The sequence below is a fragment of the Streptomyces mirabilis genome, assembly GCF_039503195.1.
Lineage (GTDB): Bacteria > Actinomycetota > Actinomycetes > Streptomycetales > Streptomycetaceae > Streptomyces > Streptomyces mirabilis_D.
This window is the reverse complement of record NZ_JBCJKP010000001.1, coordinates 7,122,660-7,138,033: the sequence shown is the minus strand read 5'-3', so window position 1 is coordinate 7,138,033 and position 15,374 is coordinate 7,122,660. Positions and strand designations below refer to the sequence as shown.

Annotated in this window: 10 protein-coding genes and 1 pseudogene; 2 read left to right on the top strand and 9 right to left on the bottom strand. The window is 71.3% G+C overall.

Annotation, left to right across the window (positions count from 1 at the left end):
- Positions 1-376 precede the first annotated feature (376 nt).
- The 5 genes from ilvC to AAFF41_RS32840 form a co-directional block, all read right to left on the bottom strand.
- Entirely contained in the window at positions 377-1,375 is a 999-nt protein-coding gene (gene ilvC, locus AAFF41_RS32860; RefSeq protein ID WP_054234574.1) for a ketol-acid reductoisomerase, read from the bottom strand.
- Positions 1,376-1,490: 115 nt separating this feature from the next.
- Positions 1,491-2,021, bottom strand: coding sequence for an acetolactate synthase small subunit (ilvN, locus tag AAFF41_RS32855; protein WP_054234575.1), 531 nt, complete (start codon positions 2,019-2,021; stop codon positions 1,491-1,493).
- A 27-nt stretch (positions 2,022-2,048) separates the two neighbouring features.
- A complete protein-coding gene (locus AAFF41_RS32850; protein ID WP_319747081.1) occupies positions 2,049-3,905 on the bottom strand; it encodes an acetolactate synthase large subunit in 1,857 nt (618 codons plus the stop codon).
- A gap of 226 nt (positions 3,906-4,131) precedes the next feature.
- Positions 4,132-7,161 carry a putative bifunctional diguanylate cyclase/phosphodiesterase gene (locus tag AAFF41_RS32845; RefSeq protein WP_343325080.1) on the bottom strand — a complete coding sequence of 1,010 codons (3,030 nt, stop codon included), beginning with the start codon at positions 7,159-7,161 and terminating at the stop codon, positions 4,132-4,134.
- A 380-nt stretch (positions 7,162-7,541) separates the two neighbouring features.
- Entirely contained in the window at positions 7,542-8,483 is a 942-nt protein-coding gene (locus AAFF41_RS32840; protein WP_319747077.1) for a 2-hydroxyacid dehydrogenase, read from the bottom strand.
- Positions 8,484-8,559: 76 nt separating this feature from the next.
- On the opposite strand from AAFF41_RS32840, the gene AAFF41_RS32835 reads away from it, so the two are divergent.
- Entirely contained in the window at positions 8,560-9,567 is a 1,008-nt protein-coding gene (locus AAFF41_RS32835; RefSeq protein ID WP_343325079.1) for an aldo/keto reductase, read from the top strand.
- Positions 9,568-9,684: 117 nt separating this feature from the next.
- The gene (locus AAFF41_RS32830; RefSeq protein ID WP_319747073.1) at positions 9,685-10,839 is read left to right on the top strand and encodes a PQQ-dependent sugar dehydrogenase; all 1,155 of its coding nucleotides are present in this window, start codon (positions 9,685-9,687) and stop codon (positions 10,837-10,839) included.
- A gap of 10 nt (positions 10,840-10,849) precedes the next feature.
- Here the strand turns inward: AAFF41_RS32830 and AAFF41_RS32825 are convergent, their stop codons facing one another.
- The 4 genes and pseudogenes from AAFF41_RS32825 to AAFF41_RS32810 form a co-directional block, all read right to left on the bottom strand.
- Positions 10,850-11,089, bottom strand: a complete 240-nt coding sequence (locus AAFF41_RS32825; protein ID WP_319747071.1) for a DUF6191 domain-containing protein — start codon at positions 11,087-11,089, stop codon at positions 10,850-10,852.
- 38 nt (positions 11,090-11,127) lie between these two features.
- Positions 11,128-14,210 (bottom strand): annotated as a pseudogene (locus tag AAFF41_RS32820) (helix-turn-helix transcriptional regulator).
- A 145-nt stretch (positions 14,211-14,355) separates the two neighbouring features.
- Positions 14,356-14,541, bottom strand: a complete 186-nt coding sequence (locus AAFF41_RS32815; RefSeq protein WP_319747067.1) for a hypothetical protein — start codon at positions 14,539-14,541, stop codon at positions 14,356-14,358.
- A 210-nt stretch (positions 14,542-14,751) separates the two neighbouring features.
- Positions 14,752-15,357: a hypothetical protein gene (locus tag AAFF41_RS32810; protein ID WP_319747065.1), complete on the bottom strand. Its 606-nt coding sequence runs from the start codon at positions 15,355-15,357 to the stop codon at positions 14,752-14,754.
- Positions 15,358-15,374: the final 17 nt, after the last annotated feature.

The following is a 15,374-nucleotide window of genomic DNA, read 5'->3' as shown; positions in this document are numbered from 1 at the left end:
AGGGTTGTAGCGGCCCCGGGGAAGTCTAGGTGCGTTCCCGCGTCGTTCGGTGCGTGCTGTCGGCGTGCCGGACGAAGGTCCTCGTAGCGGAGCTACTCGGGCCTTTGGCCGGTGCGGCGAGAGTGCGTGCCGGGCGGCGTGGGGGCGGGCCTGCATTTCTTCGGGGTCGCTCGAGCCGCGTGGAAGACGCACGACGCTGTGGGCCTGACGCGTATGTTGTGCAGCAGTGTAGTGCCGCTACGGGGGCCTTCTTGCGCCTCCGTGGAAGGATCACCCGTCCGTGGCTGGACGGGGTGGACAACGTCGCGCTCACGGGCGTTACCCAGGGTTGACCGAAGGGACCGGAGCGGATGCTCCGGCCCCTCGGCCGTACGGCTTACGCCTCGTCGTTGACCCACGACATGAGCTTGCGGAGCTCCTTGCCGGTGGTCTCCAGGAGGCTGTTCTCGTCCTGCGTCTTGTACTCGTTGTACTTCTTCAGGCCGGAGTGGTACTCCTCCATCCAGTTCTTGGCGAAGGTGCCGTCCTGGATCTCCGCGAGGACCTTCTTCATCTCGGCCTTGGTCGCGTCCGTGATGATCCGCGGGCCGGTGACGTAGTCGCCCCACTCGGCGGTCTCGGAGACCGACCAGCGCATCTTCTCCAGGCCGCCCTCGTACATGAGGTCGACGATGAGCTTCAGCTCGTGGAGGCACTCGAAGTACGCGATCTCCGGCTGGTAGCCGGCCTCGGTCAGCGTCTCGAAGCCCGCCTTGACCAGCGCCGCGGTGCCACCGCAGAGAACGGCCTGCTCACCGAACAGGTCGGTCTCGGTCTCCTCCGTGAAGGTCGTCTTGATGACGCCCGCGCGGGTGCCGCCGATGCCCTTGGCGTAGGACAGGGCGAGCGGGAAGGCGCTGCCCGTGGAGTCCTGCTCGACGGCCGCGATGCAGGGAACGCCGCGACCCTCCTCGTACTGGCGGCGCACCAGGTGGCCCGGGCCCTTGGGGGCGACCATGCACACGTCGATGCCGGCCGGGGGCTTGATGAAGCCGAAGCGGATGTTCAGACCGTGGCCGAAGAACAGCGCGTCGCCGTCCTTCAGGTTGTCCTTGATGGACTCCTCGTAGACCTGGGCCTGGATCGGGTCCGGCACCAGGATCATGATGACGTCGGCCTCGGCCGCGGCCTCCGACGGCGTCACCACGCGCAGGCCCTGCTCCTCGGCCTTGGCCTTGGACTTGGAGCCCTCGTGCAGACCGACGCGGACGTCGACACCCGAGTCGCGCAGCGACAGCGCGTGGGCGTGACCCTGGCTGCCGTAGCCGATGACCGCGACCTTGCGGCCCTGGATGATGGACAGGTCGGCGTCGTCGTCGTAGAACAGCTCGGCCACTGGGGTTCTCCTTGGTGTGCGGTGTTGCGTCCCACCGTACGGCGGGCGGGGGAAGGGAAGTTTTCGGGTCTCGGTATACGGGCGGTCGGTGATCGCCGACCGCCCCTACCAAGGATCAGGCTGATCGGTCGAGCGCGCGAAGCGAGCGGTCCGTGATCGAACGCGCCCCGCGTCCGATCGCGATCGTGCCGGACTGGACGAGCTCCTTGATGCCGAACGGCTCCAGCATCTTGAGCATGGCCTCCAGCTTGTCGCTGCCGCCGGTGGCCTCGATGGTGACGGCCTCCGGTGAGACGTCCACGGTCTTGGCGCGGAACAGCTGGACGATCTCGACGATCTGGGAGCGCGTCTCGTTGTCGGCGCGCACCTTCACCAGAACGAGTTCGCGCTGCACCGCCGAGCCGGGTTCCAGTTCGACGATCTTCAGCACGTTGACGAGCTTGTTGAGCTGCTTGGTGACCTGTTCGAGCGGCAGCGCCTCGATCACGTTCACCACGATGGTGATGCGCGAGATGTCGGGGTGCTCGGTGACACCGACGGCGAGCGAGTCGATGTTGAAGCCGCGGCGGGAGAACAGGGCGGTGATCCGGGCGAGGACACCCGGCTTGTTCTCGACGAGGACGGAGAGGGTGTGCTTGGTGCTCATGGTGGTGGACTCGGCTCTCTCTCGGTCTCAGTCGTCTTCGTTGTCGCCGAAGTCGGGGCGGACGTCCCGGGCGGCCATGATCTCGTCGTTCGAGGTGCCGGCGGCGACCATCGGCCACACCATGGCGTCCTCGTGCACGATGAAGTCGACCACGACGGGGCGGTCGTTGATCGAGTTCGCCTCCGCGATGACCTTGTCGAGGTCCTCGGGGGACTCGCAGCGGATCGCGTGGCAGCCCATGGCCTCCGACAGCTTCACGAAGTCGGGGACGCGGGTGCCGGCGCTCGGCTGCTTGCCGTCCGCGTCCGGGCCGGAGTGCAGCACGGTGTTGGAGTAGCGCTGGTTGTAGAAGAGGGTCTGCCACTGGCGGACCATCCCGAGGGCGCCGTTGTTGATGATGGCGACCTTGATCGGGATGTTGTTCAGGGCGCAGGTGGTGAGCTCCTGATTGGTCATCTGGAAGCAGCCGTCACCGTCGATCGCCCAGACCGTCCTGCCCGGCTGACCGGCCTTGGCGCCCATCGCGGCCGGGACCGCGTAGCCCATCGTTCCGGCGCCGCCGGAGTTCAGCCAGGTCGCGGGCTGCTCGTACTGGACGTAGTGCGCGGCCCACATCTGGTGCTGGCCGACGCCCGCCGCGAAGATGGTGCCCTCGGGGGCGAGCTGTCCGATGCGCTCGATGACCTGCTGCGGGGACAGGGAGCCGTTGTCCGGCTGCTCGTAGCCCAGCGGGTAGGTCTCGCGCCAGCGGTTGAGGTCCTTCCACCAGGCGGTGTAGTCGCCGGCGTGGCCCTCGCTGTGCTCCTTCTGCACGGCCTGGACCAGGTCGGCGATGACCTCGCGGGCGTCACCGACGATCGGGACGTCCGCGGCGCGGTTCTTGCCGATCTCGGCCGGGTCGATGTCGGCGTGGACGATCTTGGCGTACGGGGCGAAGCTGTCCAACTTGCCGGTGACGCGGTCGTCGAAGCGGGCTCCGAGGGCGACGATCAGGTCGGCCTTCTGCAGCGCGGTGACGGCGGTGACCGCACCGTGCATGCCCGGCATTCCCACGTGCAGCGGGTGGCTGTCGGGAAATGCGCCGAGCGCCATCAGGGTGGTGGTGACGGGCGCTCCGGTGAGTTCTGCGAGGACCTTCAGCTCGGCGGTGGCCTTGGCCTTGAGGACGCCGCCGCCGACGTAGAGGACGGGCCGCTTGGCCTGGGTGATCAGCTTGGCGGCCTCGCGGATCTGCTTGGCGTGCGGCTTGGTCACCGGGCGGTAGCCGGGCAGGTCCTGGGTGGGCGGCCACTGGAAGGTGGTCCGCGCCTGGAGGGCGTCCTTGGCGATGTCGACGAGGACGGGGCCCGGGCGGCCGGTGGAGGCGATGTGGAAGGCCTCCGCGATCGTCCTCGGGATGTCCTCGGCCTTGGTCACCAGGAAGTTGTGCTTGGTGATCGGCATGGTGATGCCGACGATGTCCGCCTCCTGGAAGGCGTCGGTGCCGATCGCCTTGGACGCGACCTGCCCGGTGATCGCCACGAGCGGCACCGAGTCCATGTGCGCGTCCGCGATCGGCGTCACCAGGTTGGTGGCACCCGGGCCGCTGGTCGCCATGCAGACGCCGACCTTGCCGGTGGCCTGCGCGTAACCGGTGGCCGCGTGACCCGCGCCCTGCTCGTGCCGCACGAGCACGTGCCGCACACGCGTGGAGTCCATCAGCGGGTCGTACGCCGGAAGGATCGCGCCGCCGGGAATGCCGAATACCGTCTCGGCCCCGACCTCCTCAAGCGAGCGGATGAGGGACTGCGCTCCCGTGACGTGCTCGGGGGCGGACTGCTGTCCTCCGGAACGGGGCCGCGGCTGCGGGTGATGGGCCCCGGTGGCCTGCTCGGTCATCGGCATTCTCTTCTCGATGCTGAGGGTTTTTGCGAGTTTTGTGCGGTGTACGACTGGTGCCTGTGCAACAAAAAACCCCTCGTGCCGTGAGGCAAGCGAGGGGAGCGCGCCGGGTGCGGTCGCTGAGTGTTCCGGGTCCGTCCGGTGGCCACCAGCTTCAGCCGACGCGCTTTCCAAGTACGAGAATTCGGGTGCGCATGGCATTGACCCTCCCCCCGGCACGCACTGACTGTCAAGTGGGTGGGACGGGAGTCTCATTATGTGAGCGGAGGGCCGTACCGCCCCCGAAAACTGCGGGCACACCACTCGTATACACCCCCGCGCCGCCGCCCGCGAACGCGGGCTCGGCCGGGCCGTGCGGCACCGGGTAGTGGCCGCAGGACAGCGCTCTGCGCAGCCGGTACTCGTCGAGCGGACCCGAGAAGGCCATGCCCTGTCCGTGCGTGCAGCCCATCGCACGCAGGGCGACGACCTGCTCGGGCAGGTCCACACCGTCGGCCACGGACTGCAGCCCGAGGTCGGTGGCGATCCGCAGCAGCCCGCTGGTGATCTTGTGCAGCCGGGCGGACTCGACGACACCCTCCACGAGGCCCCGGTCGAGCTTCAGTACGTCGACGGGCAGCCTTCTGAGCGTCGTGATGGCCGCGTAGCCACTGCCGAATCCGTCCAGGGCGATCCGGACGCCGAGCCGTCGCAGCGCGTTCAGCCGCCGCTCCAGCTCGTCCAGGGAGACCCTGGGGTCGGTGTCGGCCAGCTCGACGATCAGGGAACCGGAGGCGAGCCCGTGCCGGGTCAGCAGGGCCTCCACGGAGCCGAGAGGCATCGAGCGGTCCAGCAGACGCCGGGCGCTCATCCGCACGGCGACGGGCACCGTGACACCCGCGGCGGCCCGCTCGACGGCCTGCTCGACCGCCTCCTCGAGCATCCATCGGCCCAGCTCGGCGGTCTTGTCGCTGTCCTCGGCGACGCGCAGGAACTCCGCCGGCGTGAAGAGCACCCCTTGGGAGGAACGCCAGCGGGCCTGGGCGGTGACCGTCACGATCCGGCCGTTCCCGAGGCAGACCACGGGCTGGTGGAGCAGTGCGAACTCGCCGTCCTGGAGCGCGGAGCGCAGCCGGGTGGCCAGCTCCGCCTTGCGTACGACGTCCTGCTGCATCTGCGGCGCGTACAGCTCGACGCGGCCCTTTCCCGCCGCCTTGGCCCGGTACATGGCGAGGTCGGCGTTGCGCAGCAACTCGCCCGCGCCCAAGCCGGGTTCGGCGAAGCCGACGCCGATGGACGCGGCGACGCGGACATCGTTGCCGCCGATGACGTACGGCTGGGAGAGCTTGATCCGCAGCCGGTCGGCGAGCTCCAGGATCTGCTGTTCGCGCGCGCCCCGGTCGCGGCTGCCGTCGCTGACGATGAGCGCCGCGAACTCGTCGCCGCCGAGGCGGGCGGCGGTGTCGCCCTGCCGCACCGAGTCCTGGAGTCTGCGGGCGGCCTGGACGAGGAGCTCGTCGCCCGCCTGGTGCCCGATCGTGTCGTTGACGGCCTTGAAGCCGTCGAGGTCGATGAAGAGGACGGCCGTGCCGCGCAGCGCGGCGCCGCGGTCGGTGGAGCGGCGGCCGGACAGGGCCTGCTGGACGCGCCGGGTGAACAGCGCGCGGTTGGGCAGGTCGGTGAGCGGATCATGTTCGGCGTTGTGCTGGAGCTGCGCCTGGAGCCGGACCCGCTCGGTCACGTCACGGCTGTTGAAGATGAGGCCGCCGTGGTGTCGGTTGACGGTGGACTCCACATTGAGCCAGCCGCCGTCGCCGGACTTGAAGCGGCACTCGATGCGGGTGGTGGGCTCCTCCAGGTGGCTTGCGGCCAGGAAGCGGCGCACCTCGTGCACCACGCACCCGAGGTCCTCGGGGTGGATGAGGGAGGCGAGCTCGGAGCCGACGAGCTCCTCGGCGTTGCGGCCGTAGACCCCGGCGGCGGCCGGGCTGACGTACCGCAGAATGCCGTTCGGTGCGGCGATCATGATGACGTCGCTGGAGCCCTGCACCAGGGAGCGGAAGTGGTTCTCCTGCTGGGCCAGCTCCTGGGTGAGGGTGATGTTGTCGAGCAGCATGATGCCCTGGCGCACCACGAGGGCGAGTACGACGAGGCCGGCCGTGATGAGCACGACGCGGTCGACGCTGCGGCCGTTCAGGACGTTGTAGAGAATGCCCAGCGTGCACACGGCGGCGGCCAGGTAGGGCGTGAGTGCGGCCAGCGATCCGGCGATCGGACGGGTGGTCGGGTACCGGTTGTGGCCACCGTCCTGGGGCTCCTGGGACCCCGGAGGTTCCTGATGCCCTTGAGATCCCTGAGACCCCTGAGATCCCTGGGTGATCCCTGGTCCGCCCTGGCGGGGCCCCGGGATGTGCTCGTGCGCCACGCGCGCGTGCCCGTCCCTACCGGACTCCTCCATGCCGTGACCGTCGGCGACCGGCTGCCCGGGTCGGGGACCGACCCAGGGGGCGTACGCGAGGAGCAGTGACCCGGCGAACCAGCCCGCGTCGAGGAGCTGCCCGGAGTGGTAGTTGTTGTGCAGGAGGGGCGAGGTGAACAGGGCGTCGCACATCACGGTCAGGGCGAGCGCGCCGATCGCGGTGTTCACCGCCGAGCGGTTCACCGACGAACGCCTGAAGTGCAGCGCGAGCACCATGCTGACCAGGGCGATGTCCAGCAGCGGGTACGCCAGCGAGAGCGCGGTGTGCGCGACGCTCGGCCCGTCGAACTTCGCCGCCTGGGCGAGCGCGAGGCTCCAGGACAGCGTGAGCAGGGAACCGCCGATCAGCCAGGAGTCGAGCGCCAGGCAGACCCAACCCGCCTTGGTCACGGGCCTCTTGGCTAGCACGAGCAGTCCTACGATGGCGGGCGGAGCGAAACAGAGGAAGAAGAGATCGGCGTAGCTGGGACTCGGGACCTGGCGGTCGAGGACGACCTCGTACCACCCCCAGACTCCGTTGCCCAGCGAGGCCATGGTGGAGGAGAGCGCGAACAGCAGCCACGCGGGTCGAAAGCGGCTGCGGCGATTGCGGGCGTAGAGGAAGCAGGAGACCGCGGCGGTGCCCGCGGCGGCGCTCAACCCGAAGTCGCCCATGAACAGCGCGAGGCCCGCGGAGCCCCAGCCGAGCGCGGATCCGAAGGCGTAGCCCGCGCACACCAGGACCAGCACGAGTTGCGGAATCAGGCCCGTCCCAGCGCGGTACAACGGCCGACGGGACAGCAGCGCCCCGGGGGAGCTCACCGGGTCCACCTGGTCCGCGCGGGGTCCCGCTGGCCCGTGTGCGCTGGGTGCGCATGCCTTCTGCGACCGCTGTGCCCGCGTGGGTGAGGGCCACCGTGACCACCATGGCCGCTGTGGCCGCGTCTGCGCGTGGCCGCGCGCCAGGGTCGTCGGCGGCCCCGCCGCGTCGGATCGTTGGTCCATAGGCCGTGCATCGCCCGTCGCCCCCCTCGCAGTCCGAATGTCCATCCCCGGCGCCGAACGGTGCGCGGCGCAGCCCCTGTCGGGACGATACACCAGTCTCGTCACTCAGGGACATAGTGCCTCTACGCTCCGTGACGATCAGCGGCGGTGCGGACACCGCCCGCATCCGCCGGACTGCGGAGGGTGTCCAAAGCCGGCTACGCGCCCGTCGTCAGGACCACGTTGCCCAGGGGTTCCCGGTTCACGAAACGACTCAACTGCGCGGTCAGAAGCCGCTTGGCGCGCGGCAGGAACGCGGAGGTGGGGCCGCCGACATGGGGGCTGATGAGCACGCCGGGCGTCTGCCACAAGGGATGTCCCTGGGGCAGCGGCTCCGGATCGGTGACGTCGAGGGCCGCGGTGAGGCGCCCGCTGTCCAGCTCGGCGAGCAGCGCCTTGGTGTCGACGACGGGCCCGCGGGCGACGTTCACCAGCAGCGCGCCGTCCTTCATCCCGGCCAGGAACTCGGCGTTCACCAGGCCCCGTGTGCTGTCGGTGAGGGGCGTGGAGAGCACCACGATGTCGGCCTCGGGGAGCAGTGCGGGCAGTTCCGTGAGTGGGTGCACCGGACCGCGCGCCGTGGTGCGCTCGGAGCGCGCGACGCGCGCCACCCGCGCTACTTCGAAGGGCGTGAGCCGGTCCTCGATCGCAGATCCGATCGAGCCGTAGCCCACGATCAGTACGGACTTGTCGGCCAGCGCCGGATGGAATCCGGAGTGCCACTCCCCCTTGTCCTGCGCCCGTACGAAGCCGGGGACACCCCGCAGCGAGGCGAGGATCAGTGTGAGCGCGAGCTCGGCCGTACTCGCCTCGTGCACTCCGCGCGCGTTGCACAACTGCACACCCGGGGGCAGGGACTGCACTCCCTGCAGAACGTGGTCGACCCCGGCGGAGAGAGTCTGCACGACCCGCAGGGAGGTCATTTCGGCCAGCGGCCGCTGCCCGACGCCGGGCGCCTTCATATAGGGGACGACGTAGAACTCGCAGTCCGCGGGATCCGCGGGAAACTCCTGGTCGCCGTCCCAGAAGCGGTAGCTCAGGCCCTCGGGGAGGCCCTCGATCTCGTCGGCGTGAAAGGGAAGCCACACATCGGAAGTCATGCTCAGGAGGCTATGCCAGGTGCCTGGTCGCGCAGAGGTTAGGTTGGGGTGCCGGAAGAAGGAGGGTCAGGGCCAGGTGGAGCGCAGGACGATCGGCGCGGCAACGCTCGATGTGGGGGCGATCGGGCTCGGGTGCATGCCGATGAGCTGGGCGTACACCTGTTCGCGACAGCGCGGTGAGGAGTCGCTGCGCGCGGTGCACGCGGCGCTCGACCGGGGGTCGACGCTGCTCGACACGGCCGACATGTACGGGCCGTTCACCAACGAGCTGCTGGTGGGGCGGGTGTTGAAGGAGCGGCGCTCCGAGGCCTTCGTGTCGACGAAGGTGGGGCTGCTGGTGGGCGAGCAGCACATCGTGGCCAATGGGCGCCCCGGCTATGTGCGGCGGGCGTGCGACGCTTCGCTGCGCCGCCTCCAGACCGATGTGATCGACCTGTACCAACTGCACCGCGCGGACCCGGAGGTTCCGGTCGAGGAGACGTGGGGCGCGATGGCCGACCTGGTGTCGGCCGGAAAGGTGCGCTCGCTCGGGCTGTGCGCGGTGGGCGCCAGGTCCGCCCGTCGTGCGGGGGCGCGGCTGCACGACGGAACGATCCGGCAGCTGGAGCGGGTGCAGCAGGTCTTCCCGGTGAGCGCGGTGGAGGCGGAGCTGTCGGTGTGGTCGACGGAGGCGCTGGACGCGCTGCTGCCGTGGTGCGCGGCGCGCGGGGTGGGCTTCCTGGCGGCGATGCCCCTGGGCAACGGCTTCCTGACCGGCACCCTCACCCCCGGCGAGGGGTTCGAGCCCGATGACCTGCGCGCCCGCCACCCCCGCTTCACGGCCGAGATGATGGCCGCGAACCAGCCCCTCGTCGTCGGGCTGCGGCGTATCGCCCGGCGCCACGGCCTGCTCGGGAACACGGTCACGCCGGCCCAGGTGGCGCTGGCCTGGGTGCTGGCCCAGGGACGGCACGTGGTCCCGGTGCCGGGGGCCAAGCGGGAACGGTGGGTCACGGAGAACGCCGGGGCGGCGGGGCTGCGGCTGACGGCGGAGGACCTGGCGGAGGTGGCGGCGCTGCCGGGGGCGCGGGGATCCTGGGACTGAGGCCGCCCCGCTCCGGAGGGACCGGGTGTTCGGGTTCGGGAACCCCTGGGGCTCGCGCGGTGTATGAACAGGAGGACCGCCGCGTCGAAGGGACCTCTGATCGTGCAACGTCGAGTGATGAAGGCCGTGTTGGCCGCGGCAGCGCTGGTGGTGACGGCCGGCTGTTCCTCCGGTGGCGGAGGAGGGGCGCCGATCGGCGGCCTGAGCCCGTCGTCGAGCGGTAGTACGGGGACGGGGGCGTCGTCAGCCCCGCGGGCCACCGAGACGGCCGCGCCGGCCAAGGGCTCGGTGAAGGTGCTGCGCACCGTCACCGAGAACCTCAAGTCGCCCTGGGGCCTGGCGCCGCTGCCGGAGGGCGGCCTGCTGGTGTCCTCGCGGGACGAGGGGACGATCACCCGGGTCGACGAGAAGACCGGCAAGAAGACCGAACTCGGCCAGGTGCCCGGCGTGGCCCCCGCCGGCGAAGGCGGCCTCCTCGGCATCGCGCTCTCCCCCACGTACGCCTCCGACCACATGATCTACGCGTACCTCACGACGGCCTCGGACAACCGCATCGTCCGCATGCTGTACGACGAGAAGAAGCCGTCCGGGGAGCAGCTCGGGGCGCCGGACACGATCTTCAAGGGCATCCCCAAGGGGATGATCCACAACGGTGGGCGGATCGCCTTCGGACCCGACCGGATGCTGTACGCGGGGGCGGGCGAGACGGGTGACCGGGGGCAGGCCCAGGACACGAAGGCGCTCGGCGGCAAGATCCTGCGGATGACGCCGGACGGCGACCCGGCGCCCGGCAACCCCTTCGACGACTCGGTGGTCTACTCGTACGGCCATCGCAATGTGCAGGGCCTCGCCTGGGACGACAAGCAGCGGCTGTGGGCGTCCGAGTTCGGCCAGGACACCTGGGACGAGCTGAACCAGATCAAGCCGGGCGACAACTACGGCTGGCCGGTGGTCGAGGGCAGGAGCGACGACCCGAAGTACCACAACCCGGTCGCCCAGTGGCACACGGACCAGGCCTCGCCGAGCGGTATCGCCTACGCCGAGGGCTCCATCTGGATGGCGGGGCTGCGCGGCCAACGGCTGTGGCGCATCCCGTTGAAGGGCACGGAGGCCGCCGCCGCCCCGCAGGCCTTCCTGAAGGGCGAGTACGGCCGGCTGCGCACGGTGGTCCCGGCGGGCGGCGACAAGCTCTGGCTCGTGACGAGCGAGACGGACGGCCGCGGCAGCCCCGGCAAGGGCGACGACAGGATTCTGGAGCTGGAGGTGAAGTAGGCGCCAGGCCTCAGGACTCGTCCGGCTCCGACACGGGTTCCTCCCCCGTGTCCCCCTCCTGCCCGCCCTCCCGCTCCTGGTCTCGCTCCCGCTTGGGCAGCCGTACGACCACCTTGCCGGAGGTCAGGTCTATGGGGCCGCGGCCCGGGTCACCGTCGTTCAGGTCCACACGGCTCAGTTCGAGCCGCTTGCGTTCGTCGTTGGTGTGCTTGCGGCCTGGTGCGAAGAGCTCCTCGAACATGTTGAACACGGCGCCTCCCTCGGCCCGGGTCCCTGCCAGCGTATGCCTCAGCCCGCCGCCCGGGCCGTGGGGGCCTCCTGGGGGAACAACCGCAGTCGGTGCGCCAGCGCCGCCGCCTCCCCCCGGCCCGAGACGTCCAGCTTGGCCAGGATGTTCGAGACATGGACGCTGGCGGTCTTCGGGGAGATGAAGAGTTCCTCGGCGATCTGGCGGTTGCTGCGGCCGGCGGCGACCAGGCGCAGGACGTCGCGCTCACGGCTGGTGAGGCCGAGGGCCTCGGCCGGGTCGGCGGGAGCCGGGGCCGACGGCTCGGGAGCGCGGCCCAGGGCGAGGCGGGCCCGCTGGGCGAGGAGCGCGACGGTGTCGGCGAGCGGGCGGGCGCCGAGATGGCCGGCCGCCGCCCCGGCCAGCCGCAGAAGCTCCGTGGCGCGGGCCCGGTCGTCCTCGTCGGCGCCCGCGATCAGCAGGGACTCGGCCAGGCGGTGCCGGACACGGGCCAGGTCGTAGGGGCGCTCCAGCGGTTCGAAGGCGGTGACCGCCTCGGACCACTCGTGCGGGTCGGCCGTGCCCTCGGCGCGGCGGAGCTCGGCGCGTACCCACTGTTCGTGGGCGAGCCAGACGGGCGCTCCGGTGGCCAGGGACTTGGCGGCCGTGCGCAGCCGCTCCAGGATCCCGGCGCGGCCCGCCTCTGCGACGGGCAGTCCGCGGGCGTCGGCCTCGGCGGTGGCGGCGGCGAGCAGCAGCGGCCAGCCGTCGCGCTGGGTGCCGGGTGGGAAGCCCGCGTCGAGGGCGTCCTCCAGGGCGGCGCGGGCGTCGAGGAGGCGGCCCTCTCCGGCGGCGATGCCGATCGCGGTGCGGACCAGGGGCAGCGAGTGCTGCGGCATGGGGTCGTGGGTGCCGAAGTGGGCGCGGGCGGCGGCGAGTTGGCGTGCCGCTTCGGCGAGGTCGCCGCGGGCGAGCGCGAGGTCCGCGAGGCGCATGGCACCGCTGCCGGACGGTTTGCCGCTGAGCCCGACACCCAGCGCGTTGCGCGCGGCCTCGACGGCCTCGTCCCACCGGCCGAGCGCGTAGAGCGACTCCGAGAGGTTGCCCCACACCCAGGCCTCGGTGTCCAACAGCCCGGATTTACGGGCGAGTTCGATGCCCTCACGCAGGACCGTGACCGCTTCCCGGGAGCGGCCGACGGACTCCAGGTGGGAGGGCAGGTTGATGTGGACGCGCCCCGTGACCATGGAGGGGGCGTGCCGGAGCACCCGCTCCTTGACCTCGTACATCTCCGCGATGCCCGTCTCCACGTCGCCCGCGTCGACCATCAGGCCGCCGAGCGTGAGCCGGGCGTTCAGCTCGATGTCCCGGGCGCCCACCATGCGCGCGTACTCCACGGCGCGCTCGGCTGCCGAGAGGGCGCCGGGACCCGGTTCGTGCAGGCTGCACCAGGCGGCGACCATGGAGAGCACCTCGGCGTGCACCTCCGACGGCGGCAGGCCGCGCACCAGGTCCTGGGCGGTGGCGAGCTCCGTCCAGCCGTCCCCGCGGGCCTGTGCCTGCACCAGGCGGGAGCGCTGGATCCAGAACCAGGCGGCACGGAGGGGGTCGTCCTCGTCCTCCAGGACGCGCAGCGCCCGCTTGGTGATCTTCAGGGCGCGCTCGCGCTCCCCGCACAGCCGGCCCGCGACGGCGGCCTCGGCCATCAGGTCGAGGTAGCGCAGGGGGGTGGTGGCCGGGTCGCAGCCACAGGGGGGAAGACCTCCACGTAATCGATGGGGCGCAGCTCGTCCCGTACGGCTTCGGGGGTGGCCTCCCACAGCTCCATCGCGCGCTCCAGGAGCCTGAGTTGCTCGGAGTGGGCGTGTCGGCGGCGGGCCTCGACGGAGGCGTCGAGGACGGCGGGGAGGGCCTTGGCGGCGTCGTGCGCGTGGTACCAGTAACTGGCCAGGCGGGTGGCGCGCTCGTCGGCCGGGACGAGAGTGGGGTCGGCCTCCAGGGCTTCGGCGTAGCGGCGGTTGAAACGGGAGCGCTCACCGGGGAGCAGGTCGTCGCTGACGGCCTCGCGGACCAGGGAGTGGCGGAATCGGTATCCGTCGCCGCCGGGTGAGGCGTGCAGGATGTTGGCGCCGACGGCGACGCGCAGCGCCTCGATGAGGTCGTCCTCGGCGAGCCGGGCGACGGCGGCGAGCAGCGGGTACTCGACGGTGGAGCCGCCCTCGGCGACGATCCGGGCGATGCGCTGGGCGCTCTCGGGGAGGCCTTCGACGCGGACGAGGAGCAGGTCGCGCAGGGAGTCGGTGAGCCCGGTGCGGCAGCCCTGGTGGGCGGCGACGGCGAGCTCCTCCACGAAGAACGCGTTGCCGTCGGAGCGTTCGAAGATGTCGTCGACCTGGGCGGGGTCGGGTTCGTGGGCGAGGATGCCGGCGATCTGACGGCCGACCTCGGCGCGGCTGAAGCGGCCGAGTTCGATGCGGCGGACCGTGCGGAGGCGGTCGAGTTCGGCCAGCAGGGGGCGCAGGGGGTGGCGGCGGTGGATGTCGTCGGCGCGGTAGGTGGCGATGACGACGAGGCGGCCGCTGCGCAGGGTGCGGAAGAGGTAGGCCAGCAGGTGGCGGGTGGAGGCGTCCGCCCAGTGCAGGTCTTCGAGCGCGACGACGACGGTGCGGTCGGCGGCGACGCGCTCCAGGAGGCGGGCGGTGAGTTCGAAGAGGCGGGCCATGCCCTCCTCGTCGGGTCGGCCGCCGCGGCCGGTCTCGCCCAGCTCGGGCAGCAGCCGGGCCAGCTCGTCCTCCTGTCCGGCGGCCGCGGCGGCGAGCTCGTCGGGGAGCAGTCGGCGCAGGGCGCGCAGGGCGGTGGAGAACGGGGCGAAGGGCAGCCCGTCGGCGCCGATCTCCACACAGCCGCCGCTCACGAAGACGGCGCCCTCGCGGACGGCCGCGGTGGCGAACTCCTCGAGCAGGCGGGTCTTCCCGACCCCGGCCTCACCGCCGAGCAGCAACGCCTGCGGCTCTCCCCCCGTGCTCAGCGCCTGGGAGGTGCCCCCAGTGACCGTACGGGCGAGCGCGTCGTGCAGGACGCCGAGTTCGTCGGTGCGGCCGACGAACACCGGGCTGACGGACCTGGTTTCCACAGGCCCGAGCATCGCACAGGGGTCTGACAGTGCGGCACTGGTTATCGAGCGGGCGACCGTCGCCCCCTTCGTGTGACGGGCGACCGTCGCCGGGTCGCGGCGGTCACCGCTCACCGGGAGGCGGCCGACCCCCGTACGGCCGCCCCCGCCCCCGCGCTCATGCGGCGCGGGCGAACCGGTGCCGGCGGGGACGCGGGCTATGCGCCTGCCCCTCCGGGTCGTTCTGCCCGGACTCGCGCGCGGCGGCGCGACGGCCACGGAGGGCTTCCTGTGCCCGGCGGTGGTCCTGTGCCTCGCGGATCAGCTCGTTGGATCGCATCTGCTGGAGCTCGTACTCGAACATGTCGTGTCCCTCGTGAGGAGTCGGTGTCGTCATCGCTTTCCGCGATGCCTCAACCTTCGTCTCCCAGGGGGGTGCGTCACATCGGGAGAGTTCCGCATCTTGCGCACGCGAAGGGCCTTAGGGCCGCCGTAAGTGGCTTACGGCGGCCCTAAGGCCCCTCAGAGGTACGGAGATCCAGCCGGGGAATCGGCCGGGGATTCAGTCGTGGTCTCAGCTGGTGGACGGCAGTCCGAGAATGATGTCGGAGTACTTGGCGACGGCGAGGACCAGGCCGATCACGCCGAGCGAGACGCCGGCCCAGGCGACCGACTTGATCCAGGCGGCCTGCGGCTTGCCGGGGGCCCCGAAGGCGGGCCGGACCAGGACCACGACGCCGACGATCAACGCGGCCAGCGCGAAGAGGCCGCCGACCAGCGCGGTGGTCGCCCACGCGTCGCCGTAGACCTCCTTGACCTGCTTGGCGACGCTCGCGGTCGAGGAGGTTCCCAGCTGACCGACGAGGGTCTCGCGGGCGGCTGCCACGGTGGCGACCCAGCTGCCGGTGAGGGACACGACGCCAAGGCCCGCGGAGACGACGGCGGCGGCGCCCTGGCCGACCCCGGGGGTGCCCTTCTCGGCCTCGGGGGTGTCCTCGCCCTCCAGGGCCTCGGCGTCGAGGTCGTCCTGGTCCTCGGCGTCCTCGGCTTCGGCGTTGCCGGTCTCCTCGACCTCGGAGTCCGGCGCCTCGTCGGTCTTCGTGGCGTTCACGGTCTCCTCGTCGCTCTTTGCCTCGGTGCCGTTCGCGTCCACGGCTTCGTCAACTGTCTTGGTTCCCATGACCCGCACCGTACGGA

Excerpts from the sequence above, each read along its gene's own strand:
- ilvN (WP_054234575.1), bottom strand. The coding sequence starts at position 2,021 with ATGAGCACCAAGCACACCCTCTCCGTCCTCGTCGAGAACAAGCCGGGT.
- AAFF41_RS32815 (WP_319747067.1), bottom strand. The coding sequence starts at position 14,541 with ATGTTCGAGTACGAGCTCCAGCAGATGCGATCCAACGAGCTGATCCGC.
- AAFF41_RS32850 (WP_319747081.1), bottom strand. The coding sequence starts at position 3,905 with ATGCCGATGACCGAGCAGGCCACCGGGGCCCATCACCCGCAGCCGCGG.
- AAFF41_RS32840 (WP_319747077.1), bottom strand. The coding sequence starts at position 8,483 with ATGACTTCCGATGTGTGGCTTCCCTTTCACGCCGACGAGATCGAGGGC.
- AAFF41_RS32830 (WP_319747073.1), top strand. The coding sequence starts at position 9,685 with ATGAAGGCCGTGTTGGCCGCGGCAGCGCTGGTGGTGACGGCCGGCTGT.
- AAFF41_RS32810 (WP_319747065.1), bottom strand. The coding sequence starts at position 15,357 with ATGGGAACCAAGACAGTTGACGAAGCCGTGGACGCGAACGGCACCGAG.